Genomic DNA, 15,403 nt, shown 5'->3' with positions numbered 1-15,403 from the left:
GATGCCCCAGGGAGGCGTTTCCGGCCTGGTGACCGGCGCGGTCTTCAAAACCGTTGAGCGGCAGGTCCTGCCGCTGGCGGGTTCGATTCCCGTCCGCCTCCGCCATGGGTGACCCGCGCCGGGCGATCCCGCGCACCGACGCCGTGCTCGCCGAACCGCGGCTCGCGAAGGCGGCCGGCGCGCTCGGGCGTGACCTGGTGAAGTCGCTGGTCGTGGCGGCGCAGCAGCGGGCGAGAGCCGGGGAGATCGGGCCGGGCGACGTCGTCGACGACGTGTTGGCCCGGCTGCCCGCCACCGGGTCTTCGCTGCGTCCCGTGCTGAACGCGACCGGCGTTCTCGTGCACACCAACCTCGGCCGCGCGCCGCTGTCCGCCGCCGCGCTCGACGCGGTCGTCGCCGCGGCCGGGACCACCGACGTCGAGTTCGACCTCGGGACCGGCGAGCGTGCGAAACGCGGCCGCGGTGCCCTCGCGGCCTTGGCCGCCGCGGTGCCGGGCGCGGCGGTGCACGTGGTGAACAACAACGCGGCCGCCTTGCTGTTGTGCGCGCTGGTTTTGGCGCAGGACAAGGAGATCGTGGTCAGCCGCGGCGAGCTGGTCGAGATCGGCGACGGCTTCCGCATCCCCGACCTGCTGGAGTCGACCGGCGCGCGGCTGCGCGAAGTCGGCACGACCAACCGCACCTCTGCGCGCGACTACGCGGCTGCCGTCGGCCCGGACACGGGGTTCGTGCTGAAAGTCCACCCCTCGAACTACCGCGTTACCGGTTTCACGTCCGAAGCGAGCGTCGCCGAGCTGGCCGGGCTCGGCGTGCCGGTGGTCGCCGACGTGGGGTCCGGACTACTGGCCCCGCACCCGTTGCTGCCCGCGGAGCCGGACGTCACGACCGCGCTGGCCGACGGCGCCGCCGTGGTGACCGCGAGCGGCGACAAGCTCCTCGGCGGCCCGCAGGCCGGGCTGCTGTTCGGAGACGCGGTGCTGATCGAACGGCTTCGGCGGCATCCCGCCGCTCGGGCGCTGCGCGTGGACAAGCTCACGCTCGCCGCGCTCGAAGCCACCCTGCGCGGCCCGGAGCCACCGGTGCGTGCGGCACTCGGCGCCGATCTCGGAGAACTCCGGACGCGCGCCGAAACGCTGGCCGCGGCTCTGCGCTCGGCCGGAGTGGACGCCCGGGCCGTGGACTCGGTGGCGGTCGTCGGAGGCGGCGGGGCGCCGGGCGTCGAACTGCCGAGCTCGGCCGTCTCCTTGCCCGTCCGCTACGCGGCGGCGCTGCGGCGGGGTGAGCCTCCGGTGGTCGGCCGGATCGTGCGCGAGAAGTGCCTGCTCGACCTGCGCACGGTGCGCCCGGCCGAGGACGTGATGCTGAGGGAGGCTGTGCGCCGATGTGGGTGATCGCCACGGCCGGGCACGTCGACCACGGGAAGTCCACGCTCATCCGCCGGCTCACCGGCATGGAGCCGGACCGGTGGGCCGAGGAGCGTCGCCGTGGCCTGACGCTCGACCTCGGCTTCGCCTGGATGCGCCTGGCCGGCGAGGAGCTCGCGTTCGTCGACGTTCCCGGGCACCGGCGGTTCGTGCCGAACATGCTGGCCGGGATCGGCCCGGTGCCGGCCGTACTGTTCGTGGTCGCCGCGGACGAGGGCTGGATGCCGCAGTCGGCGGAACACCTGGCCGCGCTCGACGCGTTCGGGGTCCGCCACGGCCTGCTCGTCGTCACCAAGGCCGACCGTGCGGACCCCGCCGCGGCCACGACGGCGGCGTTGCGGGAAATCGCGAAGACGTCGCTCGGCCAGGTGCCCGCCGTCGCCGTCAGCGGGACGACCGGTGCGGGCCTCGACCAGCTGCGCACCCGGCTGGCCGGGCTTGCCGCCGGCCTGCCGCCGCCCGACCCGGGAGCGGACGTCCGGCTCTGGATCGACCGAGCGTTCACGATCAAGGGCGCGGGCACGGTCGTCACCGGCACCCTCGGGGCCGGCACGCTGCGTGTCGGAGACGAGCTGACGCTCGGCGAGACCCTCGTCCGGGTGCGCGGCCTGCAGTCCCTCGGCGAAGCGCACGAGAGCGTGTCCGCCGTGGCCCGGGTCGCCGTGAACCTGCGCGGCGTGGCCCGCGACGCCGCCGAGCGAGGCGACGCCCTGGTCACGCCCGGCGCGTGGCGCACCACGGCCGAGCTCGACGTGCGGTTGCGCGGGACACCCGCCGCCGAGCTGCACCGGCACCTGGTGGCGCACCTCGGCTCCGCGGCCGTGCCCGCCCGTGCCCGCCCCCTCGGCCCGGACACCGCGCGGCTTCTGCTCGCGAAACCGTTGCCGCTGCGCGTGGGCGATCGGGGACTGCTGCGCGACCCGGGGGAGCACCGGATCCCGGCCGGGTTCGACGTCCTCGACGTCCGGCCGCCGCCGCTGGCGTGCCGTGGCGCGGCGCGAGCGCGGGGTACGGCGTTGGCGGCGCCGGAACCCGGCTGGGATCTGCTGCGCCGCGAACGGTTCGTGCGCCACGACGACTTTCACGCGCTGGGCCTCCCGGAGGCCGGCGAGCGGCTCGGCGACTGGCACGCCGACCCGGCGCACCTCGCCCGGCTGCGCGAGGAGGCGCCCCGGGTGGTGGCCGGATGGACGCGCGAGCATCCGATCGCCGCGGGCATGCCGGTCGATGTGCTCCGGCAGCGGCTCGGCCTGCCGGCTGCGGAGCTGGTCCCGGCGATCCTGGCGGACGGCCTGGCCGCGGCCGGCGGACTCGTGCGGCGCCCGGGCGCGGGGTTGAGCGCGGACGTCGAACGCGCGCTCGCCGTGCTCGAGAAGCGCTTCGCCGAGCACCCGTTCCAGGCGCCGGAAGCGGACGAACTGCGCGAGCTCGGCCTGGGCACCCGCGAGCTGGCCGCCGCCGTGCGACTGGGCCGCCTCAGTGCTGTCGCGGACGGCGTGGTGCTCGGCCCGCACGCACCGCGGCGCGCTGGAAAAGCGCTGGCCGCGCTGGGGAAACCGTTTACCGTGTCCGAGGCCCGGCGGGCGCTGGACAGTACCCGCCGCGTGATGATCCCGCTGCTGGAACACCTGGACACCCTCGGCGTCACCGAACGGAAGGCGGACGGCACCAGAAGTGTGGTTGGGGCTGCGAATCCCGGGTACGGCGATTAGCGTGCGAGGCATGGGCGTGCGGCAGTGGATCGAAGGCTGGCCGGTGTACCGGCAGCTGACCGGTCCCGACCGCATGGCCCGCGCCGCCGCGGCCAAGTCCGCCGGTTCGCAGACCTGGCACGCCCGCACCGAAGACGCCGACAAGGTCGTCCGGTCGATCTGCCCGTACTGCGCGGTCGGCTGCGGCCAGAAGGTGTACGTCAAGGACGGCGCCGTCACCCAGATCGAAGGCGACCCGGACTCGCCGATCTCGCGCGGCCGCCTGTGCCCGAAGGGCTCGGCCAGCAAACAGCTCGTGACCAGCCCGAGCCGCGTCACCGAGGTCCTCTACCGCCGCCCGTACGGCACGGAGTGGGAGCGCCTGCCGCTGGACGAGGCGATGGACATGATCGCCGACCGCGTGCTGAAGACGCGCGCCGACACGTGGCAGGACGTCGACGAGCAGGGCCGCAAGCTCAACCGCACGCTCGGCCTCGCCAGCCTCGGCGGCGCGACGCTGGACAACGAAGAGAACTACCTGATGAAGAAGCTCTACACCGCGCTCGGCGCGATCCAGATCGAGAATCAGGCGCGTATTTGACACTCCGCCACGGTTCCCGGTCTGGGGACCTCCTTCGGTCGTGGGGGCGCCACGACGTTCCAGCAAGACCTCGCCAACGCCGACTGCATCGTCATCCAGGGCTCGAACATGGCCGAGTGCCACCCGGTCGGGTTCCAGTGGGTGATGGAGGCGAAGGCCCGCGGCGCGAAGATCATCCACATCGACCCGCGGTTCACGCGCACCAGCGCGGTCTCGCACGTCCACGCGGCGCTGAGGGCCGGGTCGGACATCGCGTTCCTCGGCGGGCTGATCAAGTACGTGCTGGATCGCGACCTCGACTTCCGTGAGTACGTGCTGGCCTTCACCAACGCGGCCGCGATCCTGCGTGAGGACTTCGCCGACACCGAGGACCTCGACGGTCTCTTCTCCGGATTCGACCCCGAGAAGCGCCGGTACGACATGACGACGTGGGCCTACGAGGGCGCTCCGACGGTGCCGGCGGCCGGGTCGACCGATCCGGAGCAGCCCGGCGAGCCCGGTTCGGAGCCCCACCACAGCGGGAAGGGCCATCAGCGCACCGCCCGCGCCGACTCGTACGGCAGCGGCGGCGCGGCGGTGGGCGCCAAGCCCAAGACGGACGAGACGCTGCGGCACCCGCGGTGCGTCTACCAGGTCCTCAAGCGGCACTTCGCCCGCTACACACCCGAAGCCGTCGCCGACATCTGCGGGATCCCGGTCGCGCAGTTCACCGAGATCGCGGAGGCGGTCACCGCGAACTCCGGGCGCGAGCGCACCACGGCGTGGGTGTACTCGGTCGGGTGGACGCACCACAGCGTCGGCGCGCAGTACATCCGCACGGCGTCGATCCTGCAGACGTTGCTGGGCAACATCGGCCGGCCCGGCGGCGGCATCCTCGCGTTGCGCGGGCACGCCAGCATCCAGGGCTCCACCGACATCCCGACGCTGTTCAACCTGCTGCCCGGCTACATCCCGATGCCGCACGCGCACCAGCACCAGACCCTTGCGGAGTTCGTCGAGGCGGACGCGGGCCAGACCGGCTTCTGGGGCAACATGCAGGCCTACACCGTCAGCCTGCTGAAGGCCTACTGGGGTGACCACGCCCAGCCGCACAACGACTTCGCGTTCGGTCACCTGCCACGGCTGACCGGCGACCACGGCACGTACGCAACGGTGCAGCAGCAGATCGAGGGGGAGTGCAAGGGCTACTTCCTGGTCGGCGAGAACCCGGCGGTCGGCTCGGCCAACGGGAAGTTCCAGCGCCTCGGCATGGCCAACCTCGACTGGCTGGTCGTGCGGGACCTGCAGATGATCGAGAGCGCGACGTTCTGGAAGGACGGCCCGGAGATCGAGACCGGCGAGCTGAAATCGGAGGAGATCGGCACCGAGGTCTTCTTCCTGCCCGCCGCCGCGCACACCGAGAAAGACGGCAGCTTCACCAACACCCAGCGCCTGTTGCAGTGGCACCACAAGGCCGTTGAGCCGCCCGGCGAGGCCCGCAGCGACCTGTGGTTCTACTACCACCTGGGCCGCCTGATCCGGGAACGCGTGGGCGACGACCCGCGTGACGCGGCGATCCGCGACCTCACCTGGAGCTACCCGACCGAGGGGCCGACGGCCGACCCGAGCGCGGAATCGGTGCTCGCGGAGATCAACGGCCACGGCCCCGGCGGCCCGCTGTCGGCCTACACCGAGCTGAAGGACGACGGCTCGACCTCCTGTGGCTGCTGGATCTACTGCGGAGTCCGCGCCGACGGACACAACCACGCGGCGAACCGGCAGCCGGGGTCCGAACAGGACTGGGTGGCGAACGGCTGGGCCTGGGCGTGGCCCGCGAACAGGCGGATCCTCTACAACCGCGCCTCGGCCGACCCGGACGGAAAGCCTTGGAGCGAACGGAAAAAGCTGCTCTCCTGGGACGCCGGGCAGGGCAAGTGGACCGGCCCCGACGTCCCGGACTTCGAGCCCACCAAGGCACCGGACTACGTCCCGCCCGAAGGGGCGAAGGCACAGGCGGCGCTCAGCGGCAGAGATGCGTTCATCATGCAGACCGACGGCAAGGCCTGGCTCTACGTGCCCGCGGGGCTGGTCGACGGTCCGCTCCCGACGCACTACGAGCCGTTCGAGAGCCCGGTCGGCAATGCCCTGTACAGCCGGCAGGAGTCGCCGACGCGCCAGACGCTGGACAGCCCGTCGAACCCGTACAACCCGGCGCGCAGTTCGGTGTACCCGTACGTGTTCACGACCTACCGGCTCACCGAGCACCACACGGCGGGCGGCATGAGCCGGACGCTGTCGCACCTGGCGGAGCTGCAGCCGGAGTTCTTCTGCGAGGTCTCCCCGGCGCTCGCGGCCGAACGCGGCCTGGAGAACGGCGGCTGGGCGACCATCGTCTCGGCGCGCACGGCGATCGAAGCCCGCGTGCTCGTCACCGATCGGATCAAGCCGCTCAAGGTCCGGGGCCGGACCATCCACCAGATCGGGCTGCCCTACCACTGGGGTCCCAACGGCCTCTCGCGCGGCGACGCGGCCAACGACCTGCTCTCGATCGTGCTGGACCCGAACGTGTACATCCAGGAGGCCAAGGCGGCCACCTGCGACATCCGCCCGGGACGGCGGCCGCGCGGGCCGTCCCTCCTGGACTTCGTGGCCGACTACCGGAGGCGAGCCTATGGCTGAGTACGGCACCCAGCCCCGCATGGGGTTCTTCACCGACACGTCCGTGTGCATCGGCTGCAAGGCGTGCGAGGTCGCCTGCAAGGAGTGGAACGGCGTCCCGGAGTCCGGTGGGCTGGACCTGCTCGGGATGTCCTACGACAACACCGGCGACCTGGGCGCGAACACCTGGCGGCACGTCGCGTTCATCGAGCAGCCCGCGGTGGACCTGGGGATGCCGACGGTCGGCGCGCCTCGACAGCTTGAGCAGGAGCCCGGTGTGCGCTGGCTGATGTCCAGCGACGTCTGCAAGCACTGCACCCACGCCGCGTGCCTCGACGTCTGCCCGACGGGCGCGTTGTTCCGCACCGAGTTCGACACGGTCGTGGTGCAGCAGGACATCTGCAACGGCTGCGGCTACTGCGTGCCCGCTTGTCCGTACGGCGTCATCGAAAAACGCGAGAGCGACGGCCGCGCTTTCAAGTGCACCCTCTGCTACGACCGGCTCGGCGCCGGCCTGGAACCCGCGTGCGCCAAGGCTTGCCCGACCGACTCCATCCAGTTCGGGGAGCTGGCCGAGCTCCGCGCGCGGGCTGCGTCGCGAGTCGACGCGCTGCACGCGGACGGGGTGCCGGAAGCTCGCCTCTACGGCCACGATCCGGACGACGGCGTCGGCGGCGACGGCGCGTTTTTCCTGCTGCTGGACGAACCCGAGGTGTACGGCTTCCCACCCGACCCCGTCGTGACGACCCGCGATCTGCCGGCGATGTGGAAACGCGCCGCGACGACCGCGGCCGGGGTGGCCGCCGCGCTGGTCGTGTCGTTCCTGGGCCGGCGCCGATGAGCCCCCGCCGCGAACGCGCCATGGTCGAACCCGTCGAGTTCCGCTCGTACTACGGTCGCCCGATCCTGAAGGAACCGGCCTGGAAGCAGCCGGACGTGCCGCTGTACCTGTTCCTCGGCGGCGCCGCCGGAGCCTCGGCGTCGATGGCCGCGCTGGCCGACCTCACCGGCCGCCCGGCACTGGCCCGGGTGGGCCGACTGGTCGCCTCGGGCGGCTCTCTCGCGAGCGTCGTGGCGCTGGTCCACGACCTGGGCAAGCCGACGCGGTTCCTGCACATGCTGCGCGTGCTCAAGCCGACCTCGCCGCTGTCGGTGGGGTCGTGGATCCTCTCCCCGTTCTCCGGGCTCGCGGCCGTGGCGGCCTTCTCGGGGGTGACCGGCATCCTGCCGCGCGTCGGTCGCCTCGCCGGGGCGGGCGCGGGCGTACTCGGCCCGGCGATGTGCACCTACACGGCCGTGCTGCTGGCCGACACGGCGACCCCGTCGTGGCACGAGGCCCGCGGCACGCTGCCGATCCTGTTCGCGGGCAGCGCGGTGACCAGCGGCGCCGGGGCGGCTCTGATTTCGGTGCCTCCGGCGGAGAACGGCCCGGTCGTGCGCGCCGGCCTCGCCGCGGCCGCTGCGGAACTGCTCGCCGAGCACCACCTGGAGACCGGACTGGGCCTGGTCTCGGAGCCGTACCGCACGGGCCGCGCGGGAAAGCTGCTCAAAGCGGCCAAGTCGCTCACCGCCGTCGGCGCCGTGCTGTCGCTGGCCGCGCGCCGCAGCCGTGTTGCGGGTGTGGCCGCCGGGGCGGCTTACCTTGCGTCCGGGCTGTGCACGCGGTTCGGGGTGTACGCGGCCGGGGTGGAGTCCACAAAGGACCCAAAGTACGTGGTGGTGCCGCAACGGGAACGGCTTGCCCGCCGCGCGGAGAGCTGACGGCAGCTCACCGCGAGGCAAGGGTGGTGATCAACCCACGCCCGCCGCGGCCCTGGCGAGTTCCAGTTCCTCCCGGGACCGGACGGCGAGCACGGGCCCGGGCCGGCTGGTGCAACGCGCCTCCCCGGAGTCGATGCCGTCCGTACCGAGCATCAGGCGACGGACGAGTTTGGCTGAGCCGGGATTCACCGGACTTCGTCGAGTTTTCCGGTGGCGACGTCGAACACGAACCCGCGCACGGACTGCTTCTTGGGGATGAACAGGGAGTTTTCGATGCGGGCGATCGACTGGCGGACGTCGGTGTCCAGGTCGGCGAACGCTTCGGCGGCCCACGCGGGTTTGAGGCCGGTGTCGTCCTGAATGGAGTTCTTGAACTGGTCGTCGGTGAAGGTGAGCATGCCGCAGTCGGTCTGGTGGATGAGGATGATTTCCTCGGTGCCGAGGAGGCGCTGGCTGATGGCGAGCGAGCGGATTTCGTCCTCGGTGATCACACCACCGGCGTTGCGGATCACGTGCGCCTCGCCCTCGTTGAGGCCGAGCACGCCGTAGACGTTGATGCGCGCGTCCATGCACGCCACCACCGCGACGTGTTTGGCCGGTGGTAGGGGAAGGGGCCGGAGAACTGCTCGGCGTAGCGGGCGTTGTTGGCCAGGAGTTCGTCGGTGACGGACATGGGGAGTCCCCTTACGGAGTGGGTGTCCCCGCCGAGTGGATCGTCGCGGCCGTTTGTGCGCAATGGGGTCCAGCCAGTGAAAACTCAGCTTCGTCGCCCGATACCGAATGTGAACCCGCTCGCCCTCGGGTCTTCGCCGGTCAGCTGTGGCGCGCCGCCGCCGGTGCCTTCGCGCAGGCCGATGAGGAACTCGCCAAGGGTTTCGGCGGGGGCGCAGTCCAGTTCGGACTCGCGCGCGTCGTGTCCAGGAGGGGCAGCCGCAGCACCGTGTCGAACAGGCCCGGGGTTACAGGCACAAGAGGCAGCCGCCACGCGGCGGCCGGCGCCGGGCAGATGAGCCACGGCGATACCGGCACGAGCCGGGCGTCGAAACACGGCGGGTCGCGCTTGAGCTCCGCCCGATCCGGGTGTCTTCGGGGCGAACCCGCGGTTCAGCTCAGCAGCCGCCGGTCCCGCACAGACCGGGCGTCGCGAGCCGCGGAGGTGCCGACAATCATGACCGACCCGTTTCCCCGAACCACGGCGACGTTCGTCGTCACCACCACTCGCGAGTCGGCCGTGGTGGCCGCGGGCGGCGACCTCGACGGCGCCGTCGCCGAGCGCCTGTCCGGGCTGCCGGCCGACGAGCTCGCGTTGCGCCCGAGCGCGCTGATCGTCGACCTGACCCGCGTGACCTTCTGCGGCACGCGGGTTCTGCAAGTACTCCTCACGGCTGCGGCCGATGCCCACGCGGCCGGAATCCCGTGCGTGTCCTCCGGTATGTCCTTTCCGGACAGTCCACGGCGGATCGCCGGTTCCGTTCGTCCGTTTCAACCGTTTTGTCATATTAGGAGTAGGTGGCGGACTCACAGCGGAAACACGCCGGTAATACCGCCCGGTTAGCTTCCTGCCGCGGGTCGGCGAGACGAGGAGACGTACGGGCGTGGTGGATACGGGAAGCACGGCGTGGTTGCTCGTCAGCGCGGCACTGGTGATGCTGATGACGCCGGGCCTCGCGTTGTTCTACGGCGGGATGGTTCGCGCCCGGAGTGTGCTGAACGTGATGGCGATGACGTTCATCTGTCTCGCGACCGTCGGCCTCGTCTGGGTGGTCTACGGGTATTCGCTCGCGTTCGGCGCCGATTGGTTCGGCGGGCTGCTCGGCGATCTGCGGCTGGCCGGTCTGCGCGGGATCGCGGAGCAGACGATCGGGCCGGCGGGGAACAAGGTACCGCTGTTCGCGTTCGTCGCCTTCCAGATGATGTTCGCGGTCGTCACGGTGGCGCTGCTGGCCGGTGCGATCGCCGAGCGGGCCCGGTTCTGGACCTGGACGGTGTTTTCCGTCGTGTGGGTCACGCTCGTGTACCTGCCGGTCGCGCACTGGGTCTTCGCGCCCGACGGGTGGATCGCGAGCAAGCTGCACGTGCTGGACTTCGCGGGCGGCACCGTCGTCGAGGTGAATTCCGGTGCCGCCGCGCTGGCGCTGGCGATCGTGCTCGGTCGCCGTCACGGCTGGCCGAGGCAGGCCGCGCGGCCGCACAACCTGCCTTTCGTGATGTTCGGCGCCGGGCTGCTGTGGTTCGGCTGGTTCGGTTTCAACGCCGGCTCCGCGCTGGCGGCGAAGAACTTGGCTGCCACGTCGTTCTTGAACACCACCGTCGCGGGGGCGGTCGCGGTATTGGGCTGGTTGCTCGTCGAGCAGTTCCGCGACGGGAAACCGACCACCCTCGGCGCCGCCTCCGGTGCGGTGGCCGGGCTGGTGGGGATCACGCCCGGGTGTGCCTACGTCGAACCGCTCGGCGCGATCGCGATCGGCCTGGTGGCGGGGGTGGTGTGTTCGTTCGCGGTGGGCCTGAAGTACCGGTTCGGGTTCGACGACGCACTGGACGTGGTCGCGGTGCACGGCGTCGGCGGCTTGATCGGGACGCTGCTGATCGGCTTGTTCGCGACCGTCAGCGTGAATCCACAGGGGGTCGACGGCCTGTTCTACGGCGGCGGACTCGACCAGCTGTGGCGCCAAGCGGCCGGGACGTTCGCGGTACTAGGGTACTCGCTGGTCGTGACCTTCCTGATCGGCTGGGTCATGCACAAGTTCATGGGATTCCGGCTCGACCGCGAGGCTGAGATCGACGGTGTCGACGAGGCCGAGCACGCCGAAGGCGCGTACGAGCTGGCAGTCCAATCCGGACGCCGGGGCAGCGTGCCCGCCGGTGCTCCGGGATCGCACCGGCCGGCACGCGAGGAGACTCGATGAAGCTGCTGACCGCCGTCGTCAAACCGTTCGTGCTCGACGACGTCCGGGAGGCCCTGCAGGAACTCGGCATCGCGGGCATGACGGTCACCGAGGTCCGCGGATACGGCCGGCAGAAAGGCCACACCGAGATCTACCGGGGCGCCGAGTACGCGATCGACTTCATCACGAAGCTCCGCCTGGAAATCCTCCTCGACGACGACCAGGTCGAGGCCGTGCTGCGCACGGTGCGCGAGACCGCCCACACCGGCAAGATCGGGGACGGCAAGATCTGGATCACCCCGGTGGAAACCGTCGTCCGCGTCCGCACCGGCGAACGCGGATCCGACGCTCTGTAGGCCTGCCCTGCTCCGCAACAGAACCCATTGCCGACACCCCGAGCCGGCTCCCACCCAGGCCGCGCCGGCTCGATACGCGTTGACGTGCTGACCGATCGTCCCTAGGTTCGACCCCATCGCCGACCTCGAGGGAGCGGTCATGGCCATTCCGGTGCCCGATGCGGTAAGGCTCGCGGCGCTGTCGCAGCACTACGGATTCGACTTGACTCAGGCCGAGGTCGGGGAGTTCGTCCCGGCGGTCGAGGGGACGCTGGCGGCGTCGGAGGAGGTCGAGCGGCTCTACCGCAGGTCTGCGCCCGAGGCACCCGTGCGTGAGTTCGCGCTGCCGGCGGACAATCCGCTCAACGCCTGGTCGGTGCGGACCGCGATCAGCGAGACGGCGGAAGGCTCGCTGGCGGGCCGGACGGTCGTGGTGAAGGACAACGTCGCCGTGGCCGGGGTTCCGATGGTCAACGGTTCGGCGTCGATGGACGGCTTCGTGCCGAGGCGGGACGCCACGGTCGTGCGCCGGCTGCTGGCCGCGGGCGCCACCATTTCCGGCAAGTCGACGTGCGAAGACCTGTGTTTCTCCGGGGGCAGTTTCACGTCGTGGCCGGGGCCGGTGCGCAACCCGTGGGACCTCTCGCGCAACGCGGGTGGTTCCTCGAGCGGCAGCGCCGCACTGGTGGCGAGCGGCGACGTCGACTTGGCGGTGGGCGGGGACCAGGGCGGCTCGGTGCGGATCCCGGCGTCGTTCACCGGCATCGTGGGGCACAAGCCGACGTACGGCTTGGTGCCCTACACCGGCGCCTTCCCGATCGAGCAGACCATCGACCACCTCGGGCCGATGACGCGCACGGTGGGCGACGCGGCGCTGATGCTGAGCGTGCTGGCCGGTGTCGACGGCTACGACTCCCGCCAGCCGACGGTCCTCGACCCGGTCGACTACGTCGCGGCTCTGCGCGAGAGCGCTTCTGGTCTGCGGGTCGGCGTGGTGCGGGAAGGATTCGGCACACCCGTGTCACTGACCGGCGTCGACGACGCGGTCCGGGGCGCGGTGGAGGTGCTGCGGTCAGCGGGGCTGACCGCGGACGAGGTCTCGGTCCCGTGGCACCTCGACGCCATGGCGGTGTGGAATGTGATCGCGACCGAAGGCGCCGCCTACCAGATGATCGACGGCCACGGGTACGGAATGGGCACCTGGGGCCAGTACGACCCCGAGCTGATCGCGCACTACGCCCAGGGCCGGGTCGCGCGCGGTCGCGACCTGTCCAAGACGGTCCAGCTCGTCGGCCTCTCGGGCCGCTACACCTTCGAACTCGGCGGCGGCAAGTACTACGCCATGGCCCGCAACCTCTCGTACGAATTGCGCGACGCCTACGACGCCGCACTGGCTGAGTACGACGTCCTCGTCATGCCGACGCTGCCCTACGTCGCGCGGGAGCTGCCATCGCCGGACGTGTCTCTTGCCGACTACCTGGACACGGCGCTGTCGATGATCGGCAACACCGCGCCCTTCGACGTGACCGGGCACCCCGCCTGCAGTGTCCCCGCAGGCCTCGTGGACGGCCTGCCCGCCGGCATGATGATCATCGGCAAGCGGTTCGACGACGCCACCGTCCTTCGCGTCGCCCACACCTACGAGCAAGCCGTGGGAGGCTTCCCCGCCCCGGCCGGAGCCGCGGCGGCGACGTCTTGAGCGGCGACTCGGACCCGACTACATCGACGGAAATGGCCCTGAGCTGCGTTTCTCTGCCGTGATGGGCTTTTACCTCGAGCTGGCACTTGGTTCCTTGACTGCGTTCATGGTCGGGCGCACTGTGGGGTATCGGCGACGTCCAGTGTGTGGCGCCGCCGTTGCGGAGGATCTGACGGCTGACCGGACGGACGAGCGGATCGCTGAGGAGCGGGCGGCGCTGCGGCGAGTGGCGGCGTTGGTGGCGAGTGCCGTGCCTCCGGGCGAGGTGTTCGCGGCGGTTGCCGCCGAGATCGGGCGTGTGGTGGGCACGGACGTCATCACGATAAACCGTTACGGTCCGGATCGAATCGCAGTCGCGGTCGGCGTGTGGACACGGACTGCCACGAACTCGCCGCGTCCTGGCACCCGGTTCAGTGTGGATGACTCCGACGTATTGAAATTGGTGCACGAGACGGCCCAACCGGCGCGAATCGACCACGTCAACGAACTCGTCGACACGCCCACCACCGGGGCGTGCAAGCAGTTTGGTTCCGTGGTGGGCGTGCCGATCAGCGTCGAGGGCAGGCCGTGGGGTGCCGTAGTCGTTCTGTCGTTGCAACCGCGAACGTTGCCAGACGACATCGAGGAGCGCCTGGTCGGGTTCACCGAGCTCGTCGCGACGGCGATCGCGAACACGCAGGCACGGGTCGAACTGCGTCGGTATGCCGACGAGCAAGCCGCGCTGCGCCGGGTGGCAACGCTGGTCGCGAGTGCTGCGACGCCTGAGGACGTGTTCGCCGCGGTCACGGCGGAGGTCGGCGGAGTCTTGGAGGTCGACTTCACGTTTCTGAGCCGATTCGACGCGGCCGATCGTGCGACGATCGTCGGCGCCTGGTGCCAGACCGATGACAGCACCGGGCTGGCCACCGTCGGCACCGGGTACGACCTGGCCGGATCGAACATTCCGACTCTGGTGTCACGAACGGGTCGAACCGCCCGGATCGATGACTACTGGGAGGCTACGGGCGCTGCCACCGACCTGATCCGGAAGCTCGGCATCCGGTCCGCTGCCGGGGCACCGATCAGCGTCGAGGGCCGGCTGTGGGGTTGCATCAGCGTGATGTCCTCGCGCGAGCAGTCACTGCCTGCCGACGCCGAAGGTAGGTTGACCGCGTTCACCAAGCTGGTCGCGACAGCCCTGGCGGATACGCTGGCCCGGTTGGAACTGCGTCAGTATGCCGACGAGCAAGCCGCGCTGCGTCGCGTGGCGACGTTGGTCGCTCGCGCCGCACCGCAGGGTGAGATGTTCACCGCCGTTGCCACCGAGGTCGGGATGTTGCTCGGGGTGGACCTTGCCGTTCTGAGCCGGTACGACCTCGACGGCGCTGCGACTGTCGTGGGCGGCTGGTTGCGGTCCCGTCCCGACGAGCCCTTCTCCGCACGCGATCGACTCACGTTCGAAGGCCCACTGAGCACCAAGGTTTTCCAGACTCACGCGCAGGCGAGAATCGACGATTACACAGTCAAGTCTGCCTCCGGTGCCTCATTCGCACGGCTCTCGGGATTGCGCTCGGCGGTCGGTGTCCCGATCAACGTCGAACAACGGGTCTGGGGCGTCATCAGTGTGGCGACCACCGGGACCGAGCGCTTGCCGTCGAACACCGAGGAACGCCTGACCGCGTTCACCGAACTGGTCGGCACCTCGCTGGCCAAAGCCGAGGCACAAGCAGCGTTGCGAGCATCTCGGGCACGGATCGTGACCGCGGCCGACACCGCACGCCGCCGCATTGAGCGTGACTTGCATGACGGCGTCCAGCAGCACTTGGTGTCTCTGGCACTTCTGCTGCGCGAAGCTCAGCTTGCCGCGCCGCCGAACGCCGGCGAACTGGTTCACCAGCTCGACGGCGTCGTGGATGGGCTGGGCAGCGTGCTCGACGAGATCCGTGAGATCTCCCGTGGCGTCCACCCGGCTGTTCTCGCGGAGGGCGGGCTGCAGCCGGCTTTGAAGTCGTTGGCCCGGCGCGCGGCTCTGCCGGTCCATCTGGATATCCGCACGCAGGCGCGGTTCCCGGAACCGGTTGAGATCGCCGCCTACTACATCGTCGCCGAAGCACTCGCCAATACGGCCAAACACGCGAACGCGACCGTGATCGACATCTTGCTCACCTCTGATGACGGCACACTGCGGCTCACAGTCCAGGACGACGGCCAGGGCGGAGCCGACCCCTCCCGAGGTTCAGGGCTGGTAGGCCTCACCGACCGAGTCGAAGCATTGGGCGGCCATCTGTGGCTGCACAGTCCGCGGGACTCCGGCACAACAGTCCGGCTCGCCATACCCCTTCCCTGACCCTGCGACACGGACCGGCACCGGCTATGGGATCCATACCTCGA

General features: G+C 70.6%; 10 protein-coding genes, 1 tRNA gene and 1 pseudogene. 11 read left to right on the top strand and 1 reads right to left on the bottom strand.

Annotation, left to right across the window (positions count from 1 at the left end; translation table 11 throughout):
- Positions 1 to 10: 10 nt before the first annotated feature.
- The 6 genes from ABZU76_RS08680 to nrfD all read left to right on the top strand — a co-directional run bounded on the left by ABZU76_RS08680 (position 11) and on the right by nrfD (position 8,114).
- A tRNA-Sec gene (locus ABZU76_RS08680) sits at positions 11 to 105 on the top strand.
- Positions 105 to 1,391, top strand: a complete 1,287-nt coding sequence (gene selA, locus ABZU76_RS08675) for an L-seryl-tRNA(Sec) selenium transferase (RefSeq protein ID WP_354866516.1) — start codon at positions 105 to 107, stop codon at positions 1,389 to 1,391. Before ABZU76_RS08680 ends, selA begins: the two co-directional genes overlap by 1 nt.
- A complete protein-coding gene (selB, locus tag ABZU76_RS08670; protein WP_354866514.1) occupies positions 1,382 to 3,136 on the top strand; it encodes a selenocysteine-specific translation elongation factor in 1,755 nt (584 codons plus the stop codon). The genes selA and selB overlap by 10 nt, the downstream gene beginning before the upstream one ends.
- A 10-nt stretch (positions 3,137 to 3,146) precedes the next feature.
- Positions 3,147 to 6,374 carry a formate dehydrogenase gene (gene fdh / locus ABZU76_RS08665; RefSeq protein ID WP_354866512.1) on the top strand — a complete coding sequence of 1,076 codons (3,228 nt, stop codon included), beginning with the start codon at positions 3,147 to 3,149 and terminating at the stop codon, positions 6,372 to 6,374.
- Positions 6,367 to 7,194 (top strand): 4Fe-4S dicluster domain-containing protein, encoded by an 828-nt coding sequence (locus ABZU76_RS08660; protein WP_354866510.1) that lies wholly within the window; start codon positions 6,367 to 6,369, stop codon positions 7,192 to 7,194. Before fdh ends, ABZU76_RS08660 begins: the two co-directional genes overlap by 8 nt.
- On the top strand, positions 7,191 to 8,114 hold the full coding sequence (nrfD, locus tag ABZU76_RS08655) for an NrfD/PsrC family molybdoenzyme membrane anchor subunit (protein ID WP_354866508.1): 924 nt from the start codon (positions 7,191 to 7,193) through the stop codon (positions 8,112 to 8,114). Before ABZU76_RS08660 ends, nrfD begins: the two co-directional genes overlap by 4 nt.
- 185 nt (positions 8,115 to 8,299) lie before the next feature.
- Here nrfD and ABZU76_RS08650 read toward each other — a convergent pair.
- Positions 8,300 to 8,787: pseudogene (locus ABZU76_RS08650) on the bottom strand (carbonic anhydrase).
- Between the two features lie 495 nt (positions 8,788 to 9,282).
- Between ABZU76_RS08650 and ABZU76_RS08645 the strand changes: the two are divergent.
- The 5 genes from ABZU76_RS08645 (at position 9,283) to ABZU76_RS08625 (ending at position 15,359) form a co-directional block, all read left to right on the top strand.
- Complete coding sequence (locus ABZU76_RS08645) at positions 9,283 to 9,669, top strand: STAS domain-containing protein (protein WP_354866506.1); 387 nt, start codon at positions 9,283 to 9,285, stop codon at positions 9,667 to 9,669.
- Between the two features lie 40 nt (positions 9,670 to 9,709).
- Positions 9,710 to 11,020, top strand: coding sequence for an ammonium transporter (locus ABZU76_RS08640; RefSeq protein ID WP_354866504.1), 1,311 nt, complete (start codon positions 9,710 to 9,712; stop codon positions 11,018 to 11,020).
- Positions 11,017 to 11,355, top strand: a complete 339-nt coding sequence (locus tag ABZU76_RS08635) for a P-II family nitrogen regulator (protein WP_354866502.1) — start codon at positions 11,017 to 11,019, stop codon at positions 11,353 to 11,355. The genes ABZU76_RS08640 and ABZU76_RS08635 overlap by 4 nt, the downstream gene beginning before the upstream one ends.
- A gap of 139 nt (positions 11,356 to 11,494) precedes the next feature.
- Entirely contained in the window at positions 11,495 to 13,033 is a 1,539-nt protein-coding gene (locus tag ABZU76_RS08630) for an amidase (RefSeq protein WP_354866500.1), read from the top strand.
- A gap of 61 nt (positions 13,034 to 13,094) precedes the next feature.
- Entirely contained in the window at positions 13,095 to 15,359 is a 2,265-nt protein-coding gene (locus ABZU76_RS08625) for a GAF domain-containing sensor histidine kinase (protein WP_354866498.1), read from the top strand.
- Positions 15,360 to 15,403 lie beyond the last annotated feature (44 nt).

Origin of the sequence: Amycolatopsis sp. NPDC005232 (assembly GCF_040607795.1) — a bacterium.
Lineage (GTDB): Bacteria > Actinomycetota > Actinomycetes > Mycobacteriales > Pseudonocardiaceae > Amycolatopsis.
Note: the sequence above shows the minus strand (reverse complement) of the source record. Positions and strands in the feature narration are given on the sequence as shown.

Bases quoted from the DNA above. Each gene is read 5' to 3' on its own strand.
- selA (WP_354866516.1), top strand. From the start codon at position 105: ATGGGTGACCCGCGCCGGGCGATCCCGCGCACCGACGCCGTGCTCGCC.
- selB (WP_354866514.1), top strand. From the start codon at position 1,382: ATGTGGGTGATCGCCACGGCCGGGCACGTCGACCACGGGAAGTCCACG.
- ABZU76_RS08660 (WP_354866510.1), top strand. From the start codon at position 6,367: ATGGCTGAGTACGGCACCCAGCCCCGCATGGGGTTCTTCACCGACACG.
- nrfD (WP_354866508.1), top strand. From the start codon at position 7,191: ATGAGCCCCCGCCGCGAACGCGCCATGGTCGAACCCGTCGAGTTCCGC.
- ABZU76_RS08645 (WP_354866506.1), top strand. From the start codon at position 9,283: ATGACCGACCCGTTTCCCCGAACCACGGCGACGTTCGTCGTCACCACC.
- ABZU76_RS08635 (WP_354866502.1), top strand. From the start codon at position 11,017: ATGAAGCTGCTGACCGCCGTCGTCAAACCGTTCGTGCTCGACGACGTC.
- ABZU76_RS08630 (WP_354866500.1), top strand. From the start codon at position 11,495: ATGGCCATTCCGGTGCCCGATGCGGTAAGGCTCGCGGCGCTGTCGCAG.
- ABZU76_RS08625 (WP_354866498.1), top strand. From the start codon at position 13,095: ATGGGCTTTTACCTCGAGCTGGCACTTGGTTCCTTGACTGCGTTCATG.